Here is an 18,800-nt window from a genome sequence, read left to right on the forward strand (position 1 = left end):
TTGTATACAAAGAAAGCAAATAATGTTTTCTATTTCTTGTGCGAAATAGATGAAAGGCACATCCCGGTGGGGGTTGTGGCAAGCGGGCTGGCCTGTGGCGAGCGGGCGTGTTGTGGCGAGCGGGCTTGCCCCGCGTTGGGGCGCGAAGCGGCCCCATGGCAGGCGTGTGTTTTTAACTGACACACCGAGGTGTCTGGTTTTGGGGCCGCTTCGCAGCCCAACGCGGGGCAAGCCCGCTCGCCACAACAAGCCCGCTCGCCACAGTAATTCCGCTTGCCACGGCGATCACGGCGGCCCTGCAAGGGCCTGGTTCACCGCCAACCAGCCGGTTACCGCTTCTTCGCCTGCTTCGGCGAAGGCGCGCTGCAACAATTTCACCTGTTCGCGGCGCAGTGACTGCTCGAAACGCCGGCCGTCCTCGGTCAACGCCAGCAAGCGTTTACGCTTGTCGGCCTCGGACGCGACACTGTCCACCAAGTGCATTTCCTGCAATTGGCGCAACGGCATGTTCAGCGCCTGCTTGCTCACGCCCAGCAATTCCAGGAGTTCCTTCACGCTCAGGCCCGGGTAGCGCGCGATAAAAAACACGATGCGTTGGTGCACCCGGCTCAAGCCGCGGCGCTCGAGCATTTCGTCGGCCTTGGCGGTAAACGCCTGGTAGCCGAAGAAGAACGCTTCCATGGCGGCTTGCTGACTGTTCTGGTTTTTAAGGTCAAGCATATTGACGTATCTACTCAAGTCGTCGTAATTTCGGTCAACTAGTTTGACGTATTTCCCACAGGCTTCGCTAGCGGTGACCTTATGGCCTTCTCTGAACGTGTTACGCGCCTCAAAAGCTCCTTGATTCGTGAAATCCTCGCGGCGGCCCAGCGCCCGGAAGTGATGTCGTTCGCCGGAGGCTTGCCCGCCGAAGCGATGTTGCCGGCGTTGAACTGGGATGGCATGCCGCTGAATATCGGCCAGTACGGCATGAGCGAAGGCGAGCCGCAACTGCGTGAATTGCTCGCTGCCCAGGCCCGCGCCCTTGGCGTGCCGTGCCAGGCCAGCCAAGTGCTGGTGGTCAGCGGCTCCCAGCAGGCCCTGGACCTGGCGGCCAAGCTGTATATCGATAAAGGCACCCAGATCCTACTGGAAGGCCCGACCTACCTGGCCGCCTTGCAGATCTTCCAACTGTTCGGCGCCGAATGCCTCACCGTGCAACTGGAAACCGACGGCCCGAACCTGGCCGCCCTGCGTGCCAGCCTTGAACGCCATCGGCCGGCGTTCATTTACCTGATCCCGACGTTCCAGAACCCGTCGGCGGTGCGCTACAGCGAAGCCAAGCGCGAGGCTGTCGCGGCTTTGCTCGACGAGTTCGGCGTGACCCTGATCGAGGACGAACCCTACCGCGAGCTGACCTTCGATGGCGGCAGCGCGCAGCCCATTGCCGGCCGCCTGGAAAAGGCCAGCTGGATCTACACTGGAACGGTGTCCAAGACCTTGTTGCCCGGCCTGCGCGTCGGCTACCTGATCGCCAGCCCCGACCTGTTCCCGCATTTGCTCAAGCTCAAGCAATCGGCTGACCTGCACACCAACCGCGTCGGCCAGTGGCAAGCGATGCAGTGGTTGGGTACCGACAACTATCAACAGCACCTGGTCGAGCTGCGCGGTTTTTATCGCGAGCGACGCGATGCTTTTCAGGCTGCATTGGCGCGTCACTTCAGCGAGTTGGCCGACTGGCAAGTGCCCCAGGGCGGATTATTCTTCTGGCTGACCTTGAAACAGCCGCTCGATACCCGCACCTTGTTGGCTCCTGCACTCGATCAGGACGTCGCGTTCATGCCCGGTGAACCGTTCTTTTCCGAGCCGGACCAGCACCTGGGTTCACTGCGGCTCAATTTCAGCCATATCGACCCGTCCCGCCTGGACGAAGGTCTCAAGCGCCTGGCCGCAGTGGTCCGTCAAGCACAGCACGCGCAAGCGGCATAAGGGGAGCCCCATGTATAAGGTTTATGGCGATTACAAATCGGGCAACTGCTACAAGGTCAAATTGATGCTCAACCTGTTGGGCATCCCGTACCAGTGGGTGGATGTCGACATCCTCAACGGCGACACCGAGACCCCGGAATTCCTGGCCAAGAACCCCAACGGCAAGATCCCGGTGCTGGAACTCGAAGACGGCACCTGCCTGTGGGAATCCAACGCGATCCTCAACTTCCTGGCCGATGGCAGCCAGTTCCTGCCCACCGAGCCGCGCCTGCGCACGCAAGTGCTGCAATGGCAGTTCTTCGAACAGTACAGCCATGAGCCGTACATTGCGGTGGCGCGGTTTATCCAGCTTTACCTGGGGCTACCGGAAGATCGCCAGGAGGAATACAAGAAGCTGCACAAGGGTGGCTACAAGGCGCTCAAGGTCATGGAGCGCCAGTTGCAACTCACGCCCTACCTGGTCGGCGACCAGTTCTCCATTGCCGACGTGGCGTTGTATGCCTACACCCATGTGGCCGAGGAAGGCGGTTTTGATCTGGCGCCGTACCCGGCCGTGCGGGCTTGGTTGGAGCGTGTGGCCAGCCATCCCAGACATATCGCGATGCTCGACTGACTGACGCGGTCAAAAACTCTGGGAGGGTGTGTCGGACAGTTCCTCATTCAGCAGGTCGAAACAACGTTGTGCCGCCGGGCTCAGCCCCATCCCGCTACGACTGATCAACCCGATCTCCCGGTTCACGCCGGGATGATCGATGTGGATACGTTTCAACCCCTCCAGGCTGTCCGCCGCCGACTCCGGCAGCACACTGATTCCCAGGCCCTGGCGCACCAGCGCCAACACCGTCGACATGTAGTTGGCTTCCATGCCGGCGTGCATCGTCAGCCGCGTCTCATCGAACAGCCCATCCACCTGCTCACGCACGCTGCTGTCGCGGCCGGTGAGGATGATCGGCTGGTCGGCCAGTTGTTGCAGCGTCAGCTGGCGATGGTGGGCGAGGGGGTGATCCAGCGGTACAAACGCGCACAAACGATCATTAAGCACCGGCACGAATTCCAGGCCATGGCTCAACCGCGCGCGTACGCCGATACCAAAATCCACCTCGCCTGCGCGCACCTGGGCGTGAATGCGGTGGGCCACCAGGTCCTGCAAGCGCACTTCGATCCCGGCAAAACGCTCGCGAAACAGGCGCAACGCCGGGGGCAGGGCGCCTGCGCAGACCGAGGGCAGGGCGGCGATGGTGACCACGCCCCGGCGCAGGGCGGCCAAGTCGCGGGAGCCAGTGACGATGTTGTCCAGGTCCAGCAGCAGCTTTTCCATCGGCCCACGGGCTTCCTGGCCGGCGGCGGTGATGCTCACATGGCGCGGGCTACGGTCCAGCAGGGTGACGCCGAGCCAGTCCTCCAGTTGTTGCACCTGGACTGTCAGTGCCGAAGGAGACAGGTGCAGTTCATTGGCGGCCTTGGTGAAACTTCCGGTACGGGCCACCGCGAGAAACGCTTGAATATGCTGGATTGAGTTCTTCATTTTGTTTTTCCGAACATACGGGGCTGAATATTCCAATTTACAAAGACTAACCCGCTTCCAATACTCCAGGGAAAACAATAACCGGCCACCAAGGCCGCTCTGGAGTAACCCATGCTCGCTACCCTGGGTGTCATCACCATCCTGTGCCTGCTCGCTGCCGTCATGAGCAAACGCCTTTCGCCGCTGGTGGCCCTGATTGCCTTGCCGATCATCGCCGCGCTGCTCGGCGGTTTCGGCCTGCAGACCAGCGCTTTCATCATTACCGGTATCAAGAACGTCGCCCCCGTGGTGGGTATGTTTGTGTTCGCGATCCTGTTTTTCGGGATCATGACCGATGCCGGCATGCTTGATCCCATCATTGATCGCATCCTGCGTACGGTAGGGACGCGTCCTACACGAATTGTGGTGGGTACCGCGACCCTGGCCTTGCTGGTCCACCTGGACGGTTCCGGCGCGGTGACCTTTCTGGTGACGGTGCCGGCGATGCTGCCGCTGTATACACGGCTGGGCATCGACAAGCGCATCCTTGCCTGTGTCTGCGCGATGGCCGCCGGGGTCAACTTCCTGCCTTGGACCGGCCCGGTGTTGCGCTCGTCGGCAGCCTTGCACGTGCCAGTGGCGGACTTGTTCCAGCCGCTGATCCCGGTGCAGATCGTCGGCCTGATCTTCGTTTTCGCCTGCGCCTGGTGGCTTGGTCGTCGCGAGGAAAAACGCCTGGGCCTGGGCGCCGGTTCCACAGTGGATGCCGTGCCGCAACGGGTGCTCAGCGATGATGACATCCGGCTGCGCCGCCCACGCCTGTTCTGGGTCAACCTGATCCTGACGGTGCTGGTGATGGTGGTGATGATTGCCGGTTGGGTCGATCCCGTGGTGATGTTCATGCTCGGCACTGTGGTCGCGCTGTGCATCAATTACCCGAATGTCGACGCCCAGCGTGCGCGCATCGATGCCCACGCCAAAACCGCCCTGACCATGGCCAGTATCCTGCTCGCTGCCGGGGTGTTCACCGGCATCATGCAGGGCACCGGCATGCTCAAGGCCATTGCCGAAGTGGCGGTCGCGCAGATTCCAGCGGGCCACGGCAAGCTGATCCCCGCAGTGGTGGGCTTCATTTCCATGCCCCTGAGCATGCTGTTCGACCCCGATTCCTACTATTTCGGCGTCATGCCGGTGATCGCCGAAGTCGGCAAGGCCCTGGGCGTCGACCCGCTGCAAGTGGCCCAGGCCTCGCTGCTCGGCGTACACACCACCGGCTTCCCGGTCAGCCCGCTGACCCCCGCGACATTCCTGTTGGTGGGCCTGTGCAAGATCGAATTGGCCGATCACCAGCGCTTTACCATCCCTTTTCTGTTTGCTGCGTCGGTGTTGATGACCCTGACGGCGTTGCTCCTGGGAGTGATTTGAGATGAACACCTTGCGCATCGGTTCCGGTGCCGGCTATTCCGGCGACCGCATCGAACCTGCCGTAGAACTGGCCGAACACGGCGACCTGGATTACCTGGTCTTCGAATGCCTGGCCGAACGCACCATCGCCCTGGCGCAACAGGCGCGCATCAGCGATCCGCAGGGCGGGTATGACCCGCTGCTGAGCGAGCGCATGCGCCGCGTGCTGCCGTTTGTCGGCCGCCGCGAGGGGCACCGACGTCTGCGAGTGATCACCAATATGGGCGCGGCCAATCCGGTGGCGGCGGCCCTTGAAGTGCGCCGCATCGCCAATGAGTTGGGCCTGGGCCTCAAGGTGGTGGCGGTGCTGGGTGACGATGTGCTCGACATCCTGCGCCCCGAGCAGGTGCTGGATAACGGCCAGACCTTGGGCTCACTGGGCGCGCGGTTGATTTCTGCGAACGCCTACCTGGGGGTCGATGGCATTCTCGAGGCCCTGGGTGCCGAGGCTGATGTGGTGATCACCGGGCGCGTGGCCGATCCGTCGCTGTTCCTGGCGCCGCAGATGTTTGAGTTTGGCTGGGCGATGGACGATTGGCCGCGTCTGGGGCGCGGCACACTGGTGGGGCATTTGCTCGAATGCGCGGGGCAGGTCAGCGGTGGGTATTTCGCCGATCCCGGCTTCAAGGACGTGAATGACCTGGCGCGCCTGGGGTTTCCGTTGGCCGAGATCAATGCCGACGGTGATGCGGTGATTACCAAGGTCGCAGGTTCCGGTGGACGGGTCAGTCGAGCGACCTGTACCGAGCAATTGATCTATGAAGTGCATGACCCTACGGCGTACCTGACCCCTGATGTCACCGCCGACTTTTCCCAGGTGACCTTTATCGACGACGCTACTGACCGGGTGCGGGCCCAGGGCGCCAATGGTCGAGCACGGCCGGAACAGTTGAAGGTCAGCGTGGGTTACCTGGACGGTTGGATCGGCGAGGGGCAGATGTCCTACGGTGGCCCGGGTGCGGTCGCACGGGCGCAACTGGCGCGAGATGTTGTGCTCAAGCGCCTGGAGTTGATGGGGGTGAAGATGCAGGAGGTGCGCGCCGAGTTGATCGGCTTGGACTCATTGCATGGCCCACGCGGCAGTGTCGAGCCTTGGGAAGTGCGTCTGCGCGTGGCCGCGCGCTGTGAAGAGCGCAGCGAGGCGGTACGTGTCGGCAATGAAGTGGAAACCCTCTACACCAACGGCCCGTCTGGCGGTGGCGGCGCCAGCAAGAGTGTGCGGCAGGTGGTGGCGGTGGCGTCGTTGCTGCTGCCGCGTAACGCGGTCAACCCGAGGATCGAAGCATGAAGCTGCACACCCTGGCCCATTCCCGCACCGGGGATAAGGGCGACACCTCGAATATTTCGATCATTGCCTATCGCGCCGAGGACTATCCCTTGCTTTGCGAACAGCTCACGGCCGAGCGCGTGAGCGAATTTTTTGCGGGCCTCCTGGAACCGGGTGCTGCGCCGATACGGCGTTATGAGTTGCCCAACGTGCAGGCGCTGAACTTCGTGCTGCCTGGGATCCTGCGCGGCGGGGTGACCCGTTCGCTGGCGCTGGATGCCCACGGAAAATGCCTGGGCTCCGCATTACTGGACATGGAAATCCTGTAGGAGCGAGCTAGCTCGCGAAAATCGTCAACGATAACGAGGGGAACCTGACACCCCGCGGCGTCCTCAGGTTTTTCGCGAGCAAGCTCGCTCCTACAGAGGAGACGGCGTCTGTCAGACCGCAGCGAAGCGCTTGTCCAGGTAATCGATGATCACCTTGGAATCGTACATCCACGTGGTCTGGCCATTCTCTTCGATGCGCAGGCACGGCACCTTGATCTTGCCGCCTTGCTCCAGCAGGGTCTGGCGATCTTGCTCGTTGTTCTTTGCATCCTTCAACGCCACCGGAACATTCAGGCGATGCAGGGTACGACGGGTCTTCACGCAGAACGGGCAGGCGTGGAACTGGTACAGGCTCAGGCCCTTGGCCGCCGCGTTCACCTGTGCCTGCTGCTCGGCGGGGCGCTGCTTTTTGCGTGGGCGGGTAATGAAGTCGCCCGCGATGATGACGTGGCCGAGGCCCACTCGAAGTGCTTTGACGAACATGGCTGAAACCTCTTGCCCATGACAGAAGGGGCCGCAGCTTACCTGAATTTTGCGGGCGAAAAAAAACCGGCGATGGACGCCGGCCTTTTCCTACGCAGCCTGTTACTTGATCAGGCTGAGGAATTCGCTACGGGTCGCCGCGTTTTCGCGGAACTCACCCAGCATCACCGAGGTGATCATCGACGAATTCTGTTTTTCCACACCGCGCATCATCATGCACATGTGCTTGGCTTCGATCACCACCGCCACGCCCAGGGCGCCGGTGACCTGCTGGACAGCATCGGCGATCTGGCGGCTGAGGTTTTCCTGGATCTGCAGGCGGCGCGCATACATGTCGACGATCCGCGCGACCTTGGACAGGCCCAGCACCTTGCCGCTTGGGATGTAGGCGACGTGAGCCTTGCCGATAAACGGCAGCAGGTGGTGTTCGCACAGCGAGTACAACTCGATGTCCTTGACCAGCACCATTTCGCTGTTGTCGGAGCTGAACAAGGCACCATTGGTGACTTCTTCAAGTGTCTGTTCATAGCCGCGGCAAAGGTACTGCATCGCCTTGGCGGCACGCTTTGGCGTGTCGAGCAGGCCCTCGCGGGAGACGTCCTCGCCAAGTTGGCCGAGGATCTCGGTGTAATTCTGTTCCAGGGACATGAAACTACCTGTTGGATTTTCGCAAAGCGCAAGGTTACGGTGGCCGACACATGGCTGCAAGCCTGACGATGGCACTTGTTACTCGTCGCGCCCTTCCATCATGGTGCGCTTGAGCATCACGTACACCGCGCCGGCGCCACCATGACGGGCCTGGCAGGAGGTAAAGCCGAGCACCTGGGCATGCTGGCGCAGCCAGGTGTTGACATGGCTCTTGATCATTGGCCGCTTGCCGTCCAGGCGCACGGCCTTGCCGTGGGTGACGCGCACGCAGCGGATTTCGAATTTGGTGGCTTCGGCCAGGAAGGCCCAGAGGGTTTCCCGGGCTTTTTCCACGGTCATGCCATGCAGGTCGAGGCTGCCTTCGAACGGGATCTGGCCTGCCTTGAGCTTGCGCATCTGGCTTTCCTGCACACCGTCGCGGGCCCACATCAGTTCGTCTTCGGGGCCGACGTCGATCACGAACTGGTCCGACAGGCCGTCTACGGTGGTGGCATCCGTGCGCACGGTCGCAGCCTGGCGCAACTTGGCGATCTGCGCCCGGTCAGTCTTGGGTTTGCCGGTGTCGGCGCGGTCGTGCTTGATCGGCTTGACGCCGCGCAGCTCGTTCTTGAACAGGGAAAAATCGTCGTCTTGCATGTCAGCCTCCGCGAAGGGCGGGCAGTTTACCTAAATCGCGGCGGCCAGGGCGCAGGAAACGCTATCCAAGCGCCATCAGTTGTGTTTTTTCATCAGGTGCGAGGCGATGTTCAGTGACAACGGCTGGCGCATCCGCCGCCGGCTGCGCCGCCACAACCACACGCCGAACCACAGCACCAACAGGCCGACCACCACCAGGATCGCCGAGCCGCCAGGGCTGGCATTCAATTCGCCCAGTGCCGGGGAGTGCCCCGACAAGCCTGCGCCACCGGCCACCGCCAGCAGCACACCTACAACCGCCAGCAGCGCGGCAATGCCGGCCACCAGGCGCAGGCGCCAGTTGCTCGGGCCCTTGGGGCGCAAGCGACGAGCATCAAAACCATCGGATATCTTCATTCCGACCTTTCCTCCAGGGTATCGGCCCTTCGACCGGAAGATACACAGGTTGTTCCTGTGCCAGAGGCAATTGCAGCAAATGACAGGCATTTGCAGATGAGCGGGGCCCGCACGCGGCCGCTCCGCTCATCGCGCGGCTGTCAGATCAGGTCTTTGGTCAAGGCAAGGGTGGCAAAGTTGTCGGCCATGATGGCCATTTCGGTTTGCTGCACGTGTTCGGCAGTGAGGACGCCGCCCTTGTAAGGCAGGTCGCGGGTGGCGCAGGCGTCCTCCACCAGGGTGCAGCGAAAGCCCAGGTTCTTGGCGGCGCGCACGGTGGTGCTGACGCTGGAGTGGCTCATGAAACCGCAGACGATCAGGTCCAGCGAACCCAGGTCCTGCAGGTGTTTTTCCAGGCCGGTGCCGTGGAAAGCGCTGGGCAGCAGCTTGCCGATGATGGTTTCGTCGCCGGCCGGTTCCAGGCCAGGGATGAATTCGCCACGCTCGCCCTGCGGGTCGAACAGGCCGCCCACGGTGCCCAGGTGGCGCACATGCACGATCGGGCGCCCGGCGCTGCGCGCGGCTGCGACCAATTGCTTGATATTGGCGACCGCCGCGTCCATGCCCGTGAGGGCGAGCGGGCCGCTGAGGTATTCCTTCTGGGCATCGATGATCACAAGGGTCGCATGGCTGAGATTGGCAGCTGCATAACCACGACCGCTGAGTTGAAACATCGTCTTTGGAACGGACATTCTGGGGCTCCTGTGAGTGGGGCTTTTGTGACATTGTCCACTGGCTGAGCGGTTCTGTGAATCGCTACGATCATAAGGTACGCCGTTGCTGGCGTGCAGCCATGTCAAGAGGCCGGCTTGTTCCAGCCAATGATGGCAAACTGGATGAAATCCGACGTACGGCGAGGGCGTTACGTACATCGTCGCTACGGGCGAAGGCTGTTAGAATCGCCAGTCGTTTTTTCCAGGAGCTTGCCCCCGTGATCACTTCTCGCCTGCGCACCTTGCGCGACCATATCCGTTGGGCTGTCAGCCGTTTCCATGGGGAAGACCTGTTTTTTGGCCACGGTACCGACAATGCCTGGGACGAAGCCCGGCAATTGGTGCTCGGCGCCTTGCACTTGCCGTGGGAAATCGCCGACAGCTACCTGGACTGCAACCTGGAAGAAGAGGAAATCTCCCATGTGCAGCGTTTGCTGCATCGCCGTATCCACGAGCGGGTACCCACCGCCTATCTGTTGAAGGAAGCCTGGTTTTGCGGCATGTCGTTCATTGTCGATGAGCGTGTGCTGATCCCACGCTCACCGATCGGCGAACTGATCGAAAACCGCTTCGAGCCCTGGCTGGCCCAGCCACCGGCGCGCATTCTCGACCTGTGCACGGGTTCCGGTTGCATTGGCATCGCGTGTGCCTATGAGTTCCCGGACGCCGAAGTGGTGTTGGGCGACCTGTCCTTCGAAGCGCTGGAAGTGGCCAACCAGAATATCGAGCGCCATGGCGTCGATGAACGCGTGTACACCGTGCAGGGGGACGGCTTTGATGGCTTGCCGGGCCAGCGCTTTGACCTGATCGTGTCCAACCCGCCGTATGTGGATGCCGAGGATTTTGCCGACATGCCGGACGAATACCAGCATGAGCCAGAGCTGGGCCTGGCGTGCGGCGACGATGGCCTGAACCTGGTGCGGCGCATGCTCGCCGAAGCGGCCGATCACCTGACCGAGAAGGGCTTGCTGATTGTCGAGGTGGGCAACAGCCAGGTCCACGTCGAGGCGCTGTACCCGGAAGTCGATTTTGCCTGGCTGGAGTTCCAGCGCGGTGGGCATGGCGTGTTCATGTTGACGGCTGAACAGTGCCGGGCGCATCAGGCAATCTTCGCCGCCAGGATCTAACTGAAGAAGAACCGGCTGTCGTGGCAAGCGGGTTGTTGTGGAAGGCGGGCTGTTGTTGCGAGCGGGCTTGTCTGTGGCGAGCGGGCTTGCCCCGCGTTGGGCTGCGCAGCAGCCCCAAATCCCGCACCGCGTTTTGTCTGAAAAAACGCGGTGATCTTACTGGGGCTGCTGCGCAGCCCAACGCGGGGCAAGCCCGCTCGCCACAGGGTTCCGGTTTGCTGCGCCACGGCGCCCAGTCGGATAGTCGGATAGTTGGCGCACCTTCCACCTGTGTATCCCGTGCAACCCGGTCACTCGCGATTTACCGGTGCGTAGCGATCCAGATCAACAACCCCGCCTGAAACACGGTGAACGCTACCAGGCAGGTGATGGTAAACCGTAGCCCGCTGTCCTCACGCTTGAACTTGGTGACTTTTTCCTCTTCCTTGCGCAGCTTCACTTCCTGCTCCGCCAGGTTCTGTTCGGCCTGTTGCAGCATTTGCGCGGCTTCGAGGATCTCCACGAACTGCACCTTCTCGGTGTTCCAGCTGTCCAGCACATCGCCGACCTTGCCGGGCTGCACGTTGCCTTTCAAATGCTGCACATCGGCGTAGGCCACGTCAAAGCCTTGGACACGCAGGAAGTGATCGCGACGCAGGCGCGTGGCTTCATTGAGCGCGTCCTTGTTGGCCAGGTCTACGCCGTCAACGCGGTAGTGGGCCCACTTCTTCTTCGCCCACGCGGCGCCTTGGGCGACCAGGAATCGGCCGATGCCACGGTTGGCCGGTTCGATTTCCAGGCTGTTGCCTGGGCCGAAGTGCACGCGGTGCTTGTCGTGATCGACCCAGATGTCCAGGTGATTCTGCTCGCGACGCACCCGTTGGCCCGGTAACTGGATGACCATGCGCAGCAGGCTGTGGTGTTTGTCGTTGCGTTCGGCGTAACCGAACTGCACGAAACGCAAAGGCCTCACCCCCGTGGCGCGGTCAGTGGCCAGGGGCGCCAGGCGCAGCATCTTGAAATGTTCCGCCTGCACGTCTGCCCACGGCAGGGGCGCCGCGTCGACGACCTCGGTTTTTTCCGTGGCGGTTTCAGCGGTAGGTTCTGGTGTTGCTTCGGTGATAGTCATGCGGCGCGATCCTGTCCAAGCCCAGCCAGTCGACAGGCTTTTTGCTGTCGACCCTGGGCTTATCGGCCGCTTTTCCCAGTACTGGAGGCAATTAGTCGGTCAACGGGGTTGAAGTCCGTCGATAAAGCGCACCAGGCGTGTGCCCAGCTCGGCGGCCAGGGGCAATTGAGGGTTGTTATAGGAGGCCAGTTGCTGCTTCACGTCGTTGGGCACGATGCGCATCACGTGGTTCATGCCCTCGATTATCGTCAATTCGGCGTCGGGCTTGGCGTTCTTCAATTGCTGCGCATCGCCCACCCCCACCTGGATATCGTGGGTGCCCTGGATGATCAGCGCCGGCATGCGTAGCTTGGCAAAAGCTGCCGAGGGGTCGGCACGAAACAGGCTGATCAGATAGGGCTGAACGCTGGGTCGGAAAATCCCTTCCAGAGGGGCCGGCACATCGGGGTCCACCTGGCCGGCCTTGAGGTGGTCAAGGATTTCATTACTGCGCAGCAGCAGGGCAGGGGGCAGGTGGTCAGCCAACTGTTGGCGTATCACCTGGTCCACCGGACGGGCGCTGCCGGACAAGGAGACCACCCCCGCCGGATCGAGTTGCGGCGCGGCCAGGGCGGCCACCAGCGCACCTTCGCTATGGCCCAGCACAATCAGCGGGCCCATGCGCTTGTCGGCCTTGAGCAGCTTGCCCCAGGCCACGGCGTCGGCCACGTAGGCGTCCAGGGTCAGGTTGCGCTCATCGGGCGTGGCGGCCAGGCTGGCGGCAACGCCGCGCTTGTCGTAGCGCACGCTGGCGATGTTATGCCGGGCCAGTACCCAGGCCAGGCGCTTGAGGCTGTCGTTGCGCGCGCCGTCGGCGCTGTTGCCGTTGCGGTCGGTGGGGCCGGAGCCGGCAATGATCAGCACCACCGGCACCGGTTTGTCGGACTGGGGCAGCAGCAGCGAGCCAAACAGCTCGCCGCTGCCGGTGTCGAGGCTGATGGGCCGTTGCAACACCACGGGGGACGCGGCACAGGCCACGCCAGTAAACAGGGTCAGGGTCAGTAGCAAAACTCGAAGCATCATCACGCCATCATCAGGAAGGTGCCGGTTCGACCAACGTCTACCGGTAAGGTTTCGAGGATGAACTAGTCGGTTGGCCCGCGTATACTGGCGCGCTTGGTTATCACCTCTGAGTGATTACAACTGATTTCACGGAGCGCCCTGCATGTCCGGCAATACCTTCGGCAAGCTGTTCACTGTCACCACCGCAGGCGAAAGCCATGGCCCGGCGTTGGTCGCCATTGTCGACGGCTGCCCGCCCGGCCTCGAGCTGTCCCTGGAAGACCTGCAGCGCGACCTCGACCGCCGCAAGCCCGGCACCAGCCGCCACACCACCCAGCGTCAGGAGCCTGACCAGGTCGAAATCCTCTCTGGCGTGTTCGAAGGCCGCACCACTGGCTGTGCCATCGGCCTGCTGATCCGCAACACCGACCAGAAGTCCAAGGACTACTCGGCGATCAAGGACCTGTTCCGCCCGGCTCATGCCGACTACACCTACCATCACAAATACGGCGAACGCGACTACCGTGGCGGCGGCCGCAGCTCGGCCCGCGAGACCGCAATGCGCGTGGCGGCCGGTGCGATTGCCAAGAAGTACCTGGCCACCCAGGGTATCGTCATCCGTGGCTATATGAGCCAGTTGGGCCCGATCGAAATCCCGTTCAAGACCTGGGACAGCGTGGAAGACAACGCCTTCTTCTGCCCCGACCCGGACAAAGTGCCGGAACTGGAAGCCTACATGGACCAGTTGCGCCGCGACCAGGACTCCGTGGGCGCCAAGATCACCGTGGTCGCCGAAGGCGTCAAGCCGGGCCTGGGCGAGCCGATCTTCGACCGCCTGGACGCCGAACTGGCCCACGCGCTGATGAGCATCAACGCGGTGAAAGGCGTGGAAATCGGCGCGGGCTTCGCATGTGTCGCCCAGCGCGGTACCGAACATCGCGACGAACTGACCCCACAAGGTTTCCTCAGCAATAACGCGGGCGGCATCCTCGGCGGTATTTCCTCCGGGCAGCCGATCATTGCGCACCTGGCCCTCAAGGCCACATCGAGCATCACCACCCCGGGGCGTTCGATCGATGTGCACGGCAATCCGGTGGACGTCATCACCAAGGGCCGCCATGACCCGTGCGTCGGCATCCGTGCCACACCGATTGCCGAAGCGATGATGGCGATCGTGTTGATGGACCACCTGCTGCGCAACCGTGGGCAAAATGCCGATGTACGCGTGAGTACCCCGGTACTGGGCCAACTGTGACGGATTGTGGTGGCGAGCGATGTGGCTCGCGCGGGGCTGTGAAGCAGCCCCTTGCGGCAACATGACACCCCCCGTCCCGTACTGGCGCCTCTCCAGCTTCTACCTGTTCTACTTCGCCCTGCTGGGGGCGACAGCGCCATTCCTGGCGCTTTACTTCGATCATCTGGGGTTCTCCAGCGCGCGCATCGGCGAACTGGTGGCCATCCCCATGCTGATGCGCTGCGTGGCGCCCAACCTGTGGGGCTGGCTCGGCGACTATACCGGTCGGCGCCTGGCCATCGTGCGTTTTGGCGCGGTGTGCACCCTGGCGAGCTTTTGCCTGATTTTCATCAGCAAGACTTACGCCTGGCTGGCGCTGGTGATGGCCTTGCACGCATTCTTCTGGCATGCGGTGCTGCCGCAGTTTGAAGTCATCACCCTGGCCCACCTGCACACACAAACCTCGCGCTACAGCCAGGTCCGCCTGTGGGGCTCCATCGGCTTTATCCTCACCGTCGTGATCATGGGTCGCCTGTTCGACTGGCTGAGCCTGGATATTTACCCGGTGGTGGTCGTGGTGATCATGGCCGGCATCATCGGCGCCAGCCTGTGGGTACCGAACGCGCAGCCTGCCACCCAGGGCAATCGCCTGGCTGCCGAGGGTTTCCTCACGCAATTGCGCAGCCCCGGGGTCCTTGCGTTTTATGCCTGTGTGGCGCTGATGCAAATGAGCCATGGGCCGTACTACACCTTCCTGACCCTGCACCTGGAGCACTTGGGCTACAGCCGAGGCGTGATCGGTATGCTCTGGGCCCTGGCGGTGGTCGCGGAAGTGCTGATGTTCCTGGCCATGAGTCGCATCCTTACGCGCTTTTCCGTGCGTCGTGTGTTACTGGCCAGTTTCCTGCTGGCGGCGCTGCGTTGGTTGCTGCTGGGCTCGTTTGCCGAGTTTTTCTGGGTGTTGCTGTTGGCGCAAGTGATGCACGCGGCAACGTTCGGCAGTTTTCATGCGGCGGCGATTGCCTTTGTGCAACGCAGCTTCGGCGACCGCCAGCAGGGCCAGGGCCAGGCGTTGTATGCAGCTTTGGCCGGCACCGGCGGCGCACTTGGCGCTTTGTATGCCGGCTATAGCTGGAACCTGTTGGGGCCGACCCTCACGTTCAGCATCGCCAGCGTCGCGGCCCTGGCCGCCGCCCTTATCATCGGCTTTCGATTGCAAGAGCAGAACCAAGGAACCGTCCAATGAGTTATGTAGCCGTTTACTCCGTCACCACCCCGGATACCCCGAACAAGGTCCTGACCCATTTCGACGACATCGTCTCGACCCTGGCCGAGCACGGTGTGCGGTTTGAGCGCTGGCAACCAGGCCCACTGGCAAAAGGTGCCAGCGAGGCTGAAATGATTGCCGCGTGCCAGCCCCGGATCGACGCCCTCGGTTACGGCTGCATTGAGGTGTTCAGCGTCACCGGCGACCACCCGCAACGCACTGAGCTGCGCGCCGGCCTCCTCGATGAGCGCCGCTACAGCTCGGACCAGGCCAGGTTCTTTATCGCCGGCCAGGGGCTGTTCAGCTTGCACATCGGTGACTATGTGTACGGCGTACGCTGTGAGAAAAATGACCTGCTGGTGATCCCGGCCGGCTTGCCGCATTGGTTCGATATGGGAGAGCACCCGCACTGCGTGATCTTGCAGTTATCCCACCAGCCTGGGCACGCGGTCGCTGAATTTATCGGGAGTGAGCTTGCCGCTGGGTTTCCAGGATTGGACGACTAGTCGCTGGTTCGCGATTGTTCAACCCGCCTATGCGGAAAAGTATTGTGGGAAGAACCTTATTGGAGTGTAAGACTTGGCTGTTTTTGCAGGTCTTGCTCTTTAATTCCGTTCGTTATGTAAATCTCTCCAAACCTCGATGTTTATGCTGTCTGTCAATAGGAGAAATCCGAAGGTTAGGACAGCGTCCGCAAATAAAAGGAGAGAGATGAATGAGCGCGCAACAGGAGCAGGATCGATCGTCACCGACGCAGGACGAAGTGTCCACAGCGGTGAGAAAGCGCCTGAGCTTGTCCGGCAAGCCCCTGACCCCCGCGGAACAGGAAATCCTGCGCTGGGCCCTGGAGGGCAAGACTGTCTGGGAGATCAGCCAGATTCGAGCCAGTTCCGAAGCCACGGTGAAATTTCACCTGCGTAACATCTATGGCAAGTTGCAGGTCACCAACCGCGTGCAGGCAATGAATGAAGCGGTTCGGCAAGGCCTGTACTGAACGCATAAAAAAGGGCCGCGACGCTTGATGGCGTCGCGGCCCTCTTTATTGCTGGATAGCTCAGGCCGAATGGTAGGTCGGCAAGGCAAAGCGGTTCTGGCTTTGCAGCATCGAAATCTGCGGCAGCTCACTGGCTTGTTCGGCCAGGTCGCGGCGAATCGCGCTGATCACCCACGTCAGTTGATCGGCAGTGTGCAACTGCTGGTAAGAGATCGAACGCTTGACCTGCTTGCCTTCGCTGTTGCGCAGGGTCAACAGGATACCGCCGTCGGGACGTGGCTGGGTGGTGACGTCGTAGTTGGAGAATACTGAGGCGAATTTATCTTGGATCAGGCTCATGTCTATCAGCTCCGTTGGCTCAAGTTGGCAAGCATGGAGTGATAGGTGCAGTGATTGTGCCAGCTAGTGAATTTATAAAAAGTCTTTATAAATCAACAGGTTAAAAATATTCAGAATTTTCGGTTTCGTGCAATTTGCATGAATGGCCATCATGCATCCTGCATTTTGCGCTATTCGATAGGCCCGTCGCGGCGGGTGCTCAAGGGTAAAGACTGTCAGTACGTGACTAAATTCCCTTTTTCAGCCAACGAGGGGCAGGGGATACAAAACTTTTCAAATCCCGCGTGTACAGCTGAAGAATCGCTGGCGTATTTTCCTGCAAGGCATTCGGCCTCCTGCCTTCGCAAGGCGCCGGTGTTTCCGGATCAGATAAAGAATAAGAAAAAGGATGTTCCGTCATGAGCCATCAGCCAAACGACATGATCACCTGGGGCATGATGCTGCGTAAGGTGCCAGCCATCGTGCGGGCCTTGCCCCGAGTGGTGCGCGGCATGCGCGCTGCGAATGTCACCGACCCGGCGCAGCCTTGCGGCCTGGGCTGGCACTTCGAACAAGCCACCCTGCGTAACCCTGATGGCGCCGCCTTGCTCTACGGCGACAGCGTGCTCAGCTACCGCGACGCTAACCAGCGTGCCAACCGCATCGCTCATCATCTGGCCTCCCAAGGCATCGGCAAGGGTGACGTCGTCGCGCTGTTTATCGAAAACCGTACCGAGTTGCTGCTGAACGTGCTGGCGGTGGCCAAGCTTGGCGGCATCTGCGCCATGCTCAATACCGCACAAACCCAGGCGGCGTTGGTGCACAGCCTGAACCTGGTCAACCCGGTGGCAATCGTGGTCGGCGCGGAATTGGTGGATGCCTATACGGTGGTGCGCGATCAAGTGTCGATCCCGGCGGAGCGCACCTGGTTCGTCGCGGATCAGCATGCCAGCGCGGTCCCCGAGGGGTATGTCGACCTGATGGCCGCCAGTGCCGACTGTTCGCCAGACAACCCCGCCAGCAGTGCCCGGATCTTCTTCAGCGACCCCTGCTTCTATATCTACACCTCCGGCACCACCGGCCTGCCCAAGGCCGGCATCATGAAACATGGTCGCTGGACCAGGACCGCCGTCAGTTTCGGCAGCATCGCCCTGGACATGGGCCCGGACGATGTCATGTATTGCACCTTGCCGCTGTACCACGCCACCGGTCTGTGCGTGTGCTGGGGGGCGGCGATCATTGGTGCGTCGGGATTCGCCATTCGGCGCAAATTCAGCGCCAGCCAGTTCTGGGACGATGTGCGCAAATTCAACGCCACTACCCTCGGGTATGTTGGCGAATTGTGCCGCTACCTGCTTGACCAGCCCACCAGTACCCAGGATCGTGATAACCAGGTGACCAAGATGGTCGGCAACGGCCTGCGCCCCGGTGTTTGGGCACAATTCAAACAGCGCTTTGGCGTCGAGCATATCTGCGAACTGTATGCCGCCAGCGATGGCAATATCGGCTTTACCAACGTGCTGAACTTCGACAACACCATCGGCTTTTGCCTGCAACATTGGGCGCTGGTGGATTACGTCCCGGAGAGCGGCGAACCGCTGCGGGGCAGTGATGGCTTCATGCGCAAGGTGCAAACGGGCGGCCAGGGCCTGTTGCTGGCCAGGATCGATGAAAAGTCGCCGTTCGATGGCTACACCGACCCGGAAAAGAACCGCAAGGTGGTGCTGACCGATGTGTTCGAAAAGGGCGATCGCTACTTCAATACCGGCGACTTGTTACGCAGCATCGGCTTTGGCCATGCGCAGTTTGTCGATCGCCTGGGGGATACCTATCGCTGGAAGGGCGAGAACGTTTCCACCACCGAAGTCGAGAACATCCTGCTGCAACACCCGCAGATCGCGGAGGTCGTGGCCTATGGTGTCGAGATCGAAAACACCAACGGCCGCGCAGGCATGGTCGCCATCACTCCCAGTGAATCCCTGGCGGCCTTGGATATGCGCGAACTGCTGCAATTCGCCCATGGTCAATTGCCGCACTATGCGGTGCCGTTATTCCTGCGGATCAAGGTGAAGATGGAGACCACTGGCACCTTCAAGTACCAGAAGGTACGGCTCAAGGAAGAAGCCTTCGACCCGGACAAGGCGGGCAACGATCCGGTCTACGCGTGGTTGCCGGGCTCGGACAGCTACGTGCCGGTCACGGGGCAATTATTGGCGCAGATCCAGGGCGGTGAGTTTCGCTATTGATTGTGTCTATGAAGGCTT

Annotated in this window: 21 protein-coding genes; 11 read left to right on the top strand and 10 right to left on the bottom strand. The window is 61.5% G+C overall.

What is annotated here, in order from left to right; genetic code table 11:
- Positions 1-285: 285 nt before the first annotated feature.
- The gene (locus A7317_RS20290; protein WP_024076641.1) at positions 286-720 is read right to left on the bottom strand and encodes a MarR family winged helix-turn-helix transcriptional regulator; all 435 of its coding nucleotides are present in this window, start codon (positions 718-720) and stop codon (positions 286-288) included.
- Between the two features lie 81 nt (positions 721-801).
- Between A7317_RS20290 and A7317_RS20295 the strand changes: the two genes are divergently transcribed.
- Together A7317_RS20295 and A7317_RS20300 are read left to right on the top strand one after the other, a co-directional pair.
- Positions 802-1,968, top strand: coding sequence for a PLP-dependent aminotransferase family protein (locus tag A7317_RS20295; RefSeq protein ID WP_069076713.1), 1,167 nt, complete (start codon positions 802-804; stop codon positions 1,966-1,968).
- 10 nt (positions 1,969-1,978) lie between these two features.
- On the top strand, positions 1,979-2,581 hold the full coding sequence (locus A7317_RS20300) for a glutathione S-transferase family protein (RefSeq protein WP_024076639.1): 603 nt from the start codon (positions 1,979-1,981) through the stop codon (positions 2,579-2,581).
- A 9-nt stretch (positions 2,582-2,590) separates the two neighbouring features.
- On the opposite strand, the gene A7317_RS20305 is transcribed toward A7317_RS20300, so the two are convergent.
- Positions 2,591-3,493, bottom strand: coding sequence for a LysR family transcriptional regulator (locus A7317_RS20305; protein WP_069076714.1), 903 nt, complete (start codon positions 3,491-3,493; stop codon positions 2,591-2,593).
- Between the two features lie 111 nt (positions 3,494-3,604).
- Here A7317_RS20305 and A7317_RS20310 point away from each other — a divergent pair, with 111 nt between their 5' ends.
- The 3 genes from A7317_RS20310 to A7317_RS20320 are packed head-to-tail and all read left to right on the top strand — an operon-like array spanning position 3,605 to position 6,532.
- Positions 3,605-4,897: a CitMHS family transporter gene (locus A7317_RS20310; protein ID WP_024076637.1), complete on the top strand. Its 1,293-nt coding sequence runs from the start codon at positions 3,605-3,607 to the stop codon at positions 4,895-4,897.
- 1 nt (position 4,898) lies between these two features.
- Positions 4,899-6,224 (top strand): acyclic terpene utilization AtuA family protein, encoded by a 1,326-nt coding sequence (locus A7317_RS20315; RefSeq protein ID WP_069076715.1) that lies wholly within the window; start codon positions 4,899-4,901, stop codon positions 6,222-6,224.
- Entirely contained in the window at positions 6,221-6,532 is a 312-nt protein-coding gene (locus A7317_RS20320) for a hypothetical protein (protein WP_069076716.1), read from the top strand. Before A7317_RS20315 ends, A7317_RS20320 begins: the two co-directional genes overlap by 4 nt.
- 111 nt (positions 6,533-6,643) lie before the next feature.
- Here the strand turns inward: A7317_RS20320 and A7317_RS20325 are convergent, their stop codons facing one another.
- The 5 genes from A7317_RS20325 to A7317_RS20345 all read right to left on the bottom strand — a co-directional run bounded on the left by A7317_RS20325 (position 6,644) and on the right by A7317_RS20345 (position 9,426).
- Positions 6,644-7,015, bottom strand: coding sequence for a glutathione S-transferase N-terminal domain-containing protein (locus tag A7317_RS20325; protein ID WP_069076717.1), 372 nt, complete (start codon positions 7,013-7,015; stop codon positions 6,644-6,646).
- A 102-nt stretch (positions 7,016-7,117) separates the two neighbouring features.
- Positions 7,118-7,663 (bottom strand): GTP cyclohydrolase I FolE, encoded by a 546-nt coding sequence (folE, locus tag A7317_RS20330; RefSeq protein ID WP_024076633.1) that lies wholly within the window; start codon positions 7,661-7,663, stop codon positions 7,118-7,120.
- A gap of 78 nt (positions 7,664-7,741) precedes the next feature.
- Positions 7,742-8,299 carry a Smr/MutS family protein gene (locus A7317_RS20335; protein ID WP_003192796.1) on the bottom strand — a complete coding sequence of 186 codons (558 nt, stop codon included), beginning with the start codon at positions 8,297-8,299 and terminating at the stop codon, positions 7,742-7,744.
- Between the two features lie 75 nt (positions 8,300-8,374).
- A complete protein-coding gene (locus tag A7317_RS20340) occupies positions 8,375-8,695 on the bottom strand; it encodes a hypothetical protein (protein WP_069076718.1) in 321 nt (106 codons plus the stop codon).
- Positions 8,696-8,835: 140 nt separating this feature from the next.
- Positions 8,836-9,426, bottom strand: coding sequence for a cysteine hydrolase family protein (locus A7317_RS20345; protein ID WP_024076631.1), 591 nt, complete (start codon positions 9,424-9,426; stop codon positions 8,836-8,838).
- Between the two features lie 239 nt (positions 9,427-9,665).
- Between A7317_RS20345 and prmB the strand changes: the two genes are divergently transcribed.
- Complete coding sequence (gene prmB / locus A7317_RS20350; protein ID WP_024076630.1) at positions 9,666-10,574, top strand: 50S ribosomal protein L3 N(5)-glutamine methyltransferase; 909 nt, start codon at positions 9,666-9,668, stop codon at positions 10,572-10,574.
- A 301-nt stretch (positions 10,575-10,875) separates the two neighbouring features.
- Here prmB and A7317_RS20355 read toward each other — a convergent pair whose 3' ends face one another.
- The gene (locus tag A7317_RS20355) at positions 10,876-11,682 is read right to left on the bottom strand and encodes a hypothetical protein (RefSeq protein WP_024076629.1); all 807 of its coding nucleotides are present in this window, start codon (positions 11,680-11,682) and stop codon (positions 10,876-10,878) included.
- Positions 11,683-11,781: 99 nt separating this feature from the next.
- Positions 11,782-12,744 carry an alpha/beta hydrolase gene (locus A7317_RS20360; RefSeq protein ID WP_024076628.1) on the bottom strand — a complete coding sequence of 321 codons (963 nt, stop codon included), beginning with the start codon at positions 12,742-12,744 and terminating at the stop codon, positions 11,782-11,784.
- Positions 12,745-12,886: 142 nt separating this feature from the next.
- Between A7317_RS20360 and aroC the strand changes: the two genes are divergently transcribed.
- The 4 genes from aroC to A7317_RS20380 all read left to right on the top strand — a co-directional run bounded on the left by aroC (position 12,887) and on the right by A7317_RS20380 (position 16,218).
- Positions 12,887-13,978 carry a chorismate synthase gene (gene aroC, locus A7317_RS20365; RefSeq protein ID WP_024076627.1) on the top strand — a complete coding sequence of 364 codons (1,092 nt, stop codon included), beginning with the start codon at positions 12,887-12,889 and terminating at the stop codon, positions 13,976-13,978.
- Between the two features lie 61 nt (positions 13,979-14,039).
- The gene (locus tag A7317_RS20370) at positions 14,040-15,203 is read left to right on the top strand and encodes an MFS transporter (protein ID WP_069076719.1); all 1,164 of its coding nucleotides are present in this window, start codon (positions 14,040-14,042) and stop codon (positions 15,201-15,203) included.
- A complete protein-coding gene (locus A7317_RS20375) occupies positions 15,200-15,730 on the top strand; it encodes an acireductone dioxygenase (protein ID WP_069076720.1) in 531 nt (176 codons plus the stop codon). Before A7317_RS20370 ends, A7317_RS20375 begins: the two co-directional genes overlap by 4 nt.
- A 209-nt stretch (positions 15,731-15,939) precedes the next feature.
- Entirely contained in the window at positions 15,940-16,218 is a 279-nt protein-coding gene (locus A7317_RS20380; RefSeq protein WP_024076624.1) for a response regulator transcription factor, read from the top strand.
- Positions 16,219-16,278: 60 nt separating this feature from the next.
- On the opposite strand, the gene A7317_RS20385 is transcribed toward A7317_RS20380, so the two are convergent.
- Positions 16,279-16,557: a DUF3509 domain-containing protein gene (locus A7317_RS20385; protein ID WP_003172952.1), complete on the bottom strand. Its 279-nt coding sequence runs from the start codon at positions 16,555-16,557 to the stop codon at positions 16,279-16,281.
- 398 nt (positions 16,558-16,955) lie between these two features.
- On the opposite strand from A7317_RS20385, the gene A7317_RS20390 reads away from it, so the two are divergent.
- On the top strand, positions 16,956-18,782 hold the full coding sequence (locus A7317_RS20390; RefSeq protein WP_069076721.1) for a long-chain-acyl-CoA synthetase: 1,827 nt from the start codon (positions 16,956-16,958) through the stop codon (positions 18,780-18,782).
- Positions 18,783-18,800: the final 18 nt, after the last annotated feature.

The sequence above is a fragment of the Pseudomonas fluorescens genome, from assembly GCF_001708445.1.
In the GTDB taxonomy this organism is placed as follows: domain Bacteria; phylum Pseudomonadota; class Gammaproteobacteria; order Pseudomonadales; family Pseudomonadaceae; genus Aquipseudomonas; species Aquipseudomonas gorinensis.

Bases quoted from the DNA above. Each gene is read 5' to 3' on its own strand.
- A7317_RS20290 (WP_024076641.1), bottom strand. From the start codon at position 720: ATGCTTGACCTTAAAAACCAGAACAGTCAGCAAGCCGCCATGGAAGCG.
- A7317_RS20295 (WP_069076713.1), top strand. From the start codon at position 802: ATGGCCTTCTCTGAACGTGTTACGCGCCTCAAAAGCTCCTTGATTCGT.
- A7317_RS20300 (WP_024076639.1), top strand. From the start codon at position 1,979: ATGTATAAGGTTTATGGCGATTACAAATCGGGCAACTGCTACAAGGTC.
- A7317_RS20305 (WP_069076714.1), bottom strand. From the start codon at position 3,493: ATGAAGAACTCAATCCAGCATATTCAAGCGTTTCTCGCGGTGGCCCGT.
- A7317_RS20310 (WP_024076637.1), top strand. From the start codon at position 3,605: ATGCTCGCTACCCTGGGTGTCATCACCATCCTGTGCCTGCTCGCTGCC.
- A7317_RS20315 (WP_069076715.1), top strand. From the start codon at position 4,899: ATGAACACCTTGCGCATCGGTTCCGGTGCCGGCTATTCCGGCGACCGC.
- A7317_RS20320 (WP_069076716.1), top strand. From the start codon at position 6,221: ATGAAGCTGCACACCCTGGCCCATTCCCGCACCGGGGATAAGGGCGAC.
- A7317_RS20325 (WP_069076717.1), bottom strand. From the start codon at position 7,015: ATGTTCGTCAAAGCACTTCGAGTGGGCCTCGGCCACGTCATCATCGCG.
- folE (WP_024076633.1), bottom strand. From the start codon at position 7,663: ATGTCCCTGGAACAGAATTACACCGAGATCCTCGGCCAACTTGGCGAG.
- A7317_RS20335 (WP_003192796.1), bottom strand. From the start codon at position 8,299: ATGCAAGACGACGATTTTTCCCTGTTCAAGAACGAGCTGCGCGGCGTC.
- A7317_RS20340 (WP_069076718.1), bottom strand. From the start codon at position 8,695: ATGAAGATATCCGATGGTTTTGATGCTCGTCGCTTGCGCCCCAAGGGC.
- A7317_RS20345 (WP_024076631.1), bottom strand. From the start codon at position 9,426: ATGTCCGTTCCAAAGACGATGTTTCAACTCAGCGGTCGTGGTTATGCA.
- A7317_RS20355 (WP_024076629.1), bottom strand. From the start codon at position 11,682: ATGACTATCACCGAAGCAACACCAGAACCTACCGCTGAAACCGCCACG.
- A7317_RS20360 (WP_024076628.1), bottom strand. From the start codon at position 12,744: ATGATGCTTCGAGTTTTGCTACTGACCCTGACCCTGTTTACTGGCGTG.
- aroC (WP_024076627.1), top strand. From the start codon at position 12,887: ATGTCCGGCAATACCTTCGGCAAGCTGTTCACTGTCACCACCGCAGGC.
- A7317_RS20370 (WP_069076719.1), top strand. From the start codon at position 14,040: ATGACACCCCCCGTCCCGTACTGGCGCCTCTCCAGCTTCTACCTGTTC.
- A7317_RS20375 (WP_069076720.1), top strand. From the start codon at position 15,200: ATGAGTTATGTAGCCGTTTACTCCGTCACCACCCCGGATACCCCGAAC.
- A7317_RS20380 (WP_024076624.1), top strand. From the start codon at position 15,940: ATGAGCGCGCAACAGGAGCAGGATCGATCGTCACCGACGCAGGACGAA.
- A7317_RS20385 (WP_003172952.1), bottom strand. From the start codon at position 16,557: ATGAGCCTGATCCAAGATAAATTCGCCTCAGTATTCTCCAACTACGAC.
- A7317_RS20390 (WP_069076721.1), top strand. From the start codon at position 16,956: ATGAGCCATCAGCCAAACGACATGATCACCTGGGGCATGATGCTGCGT.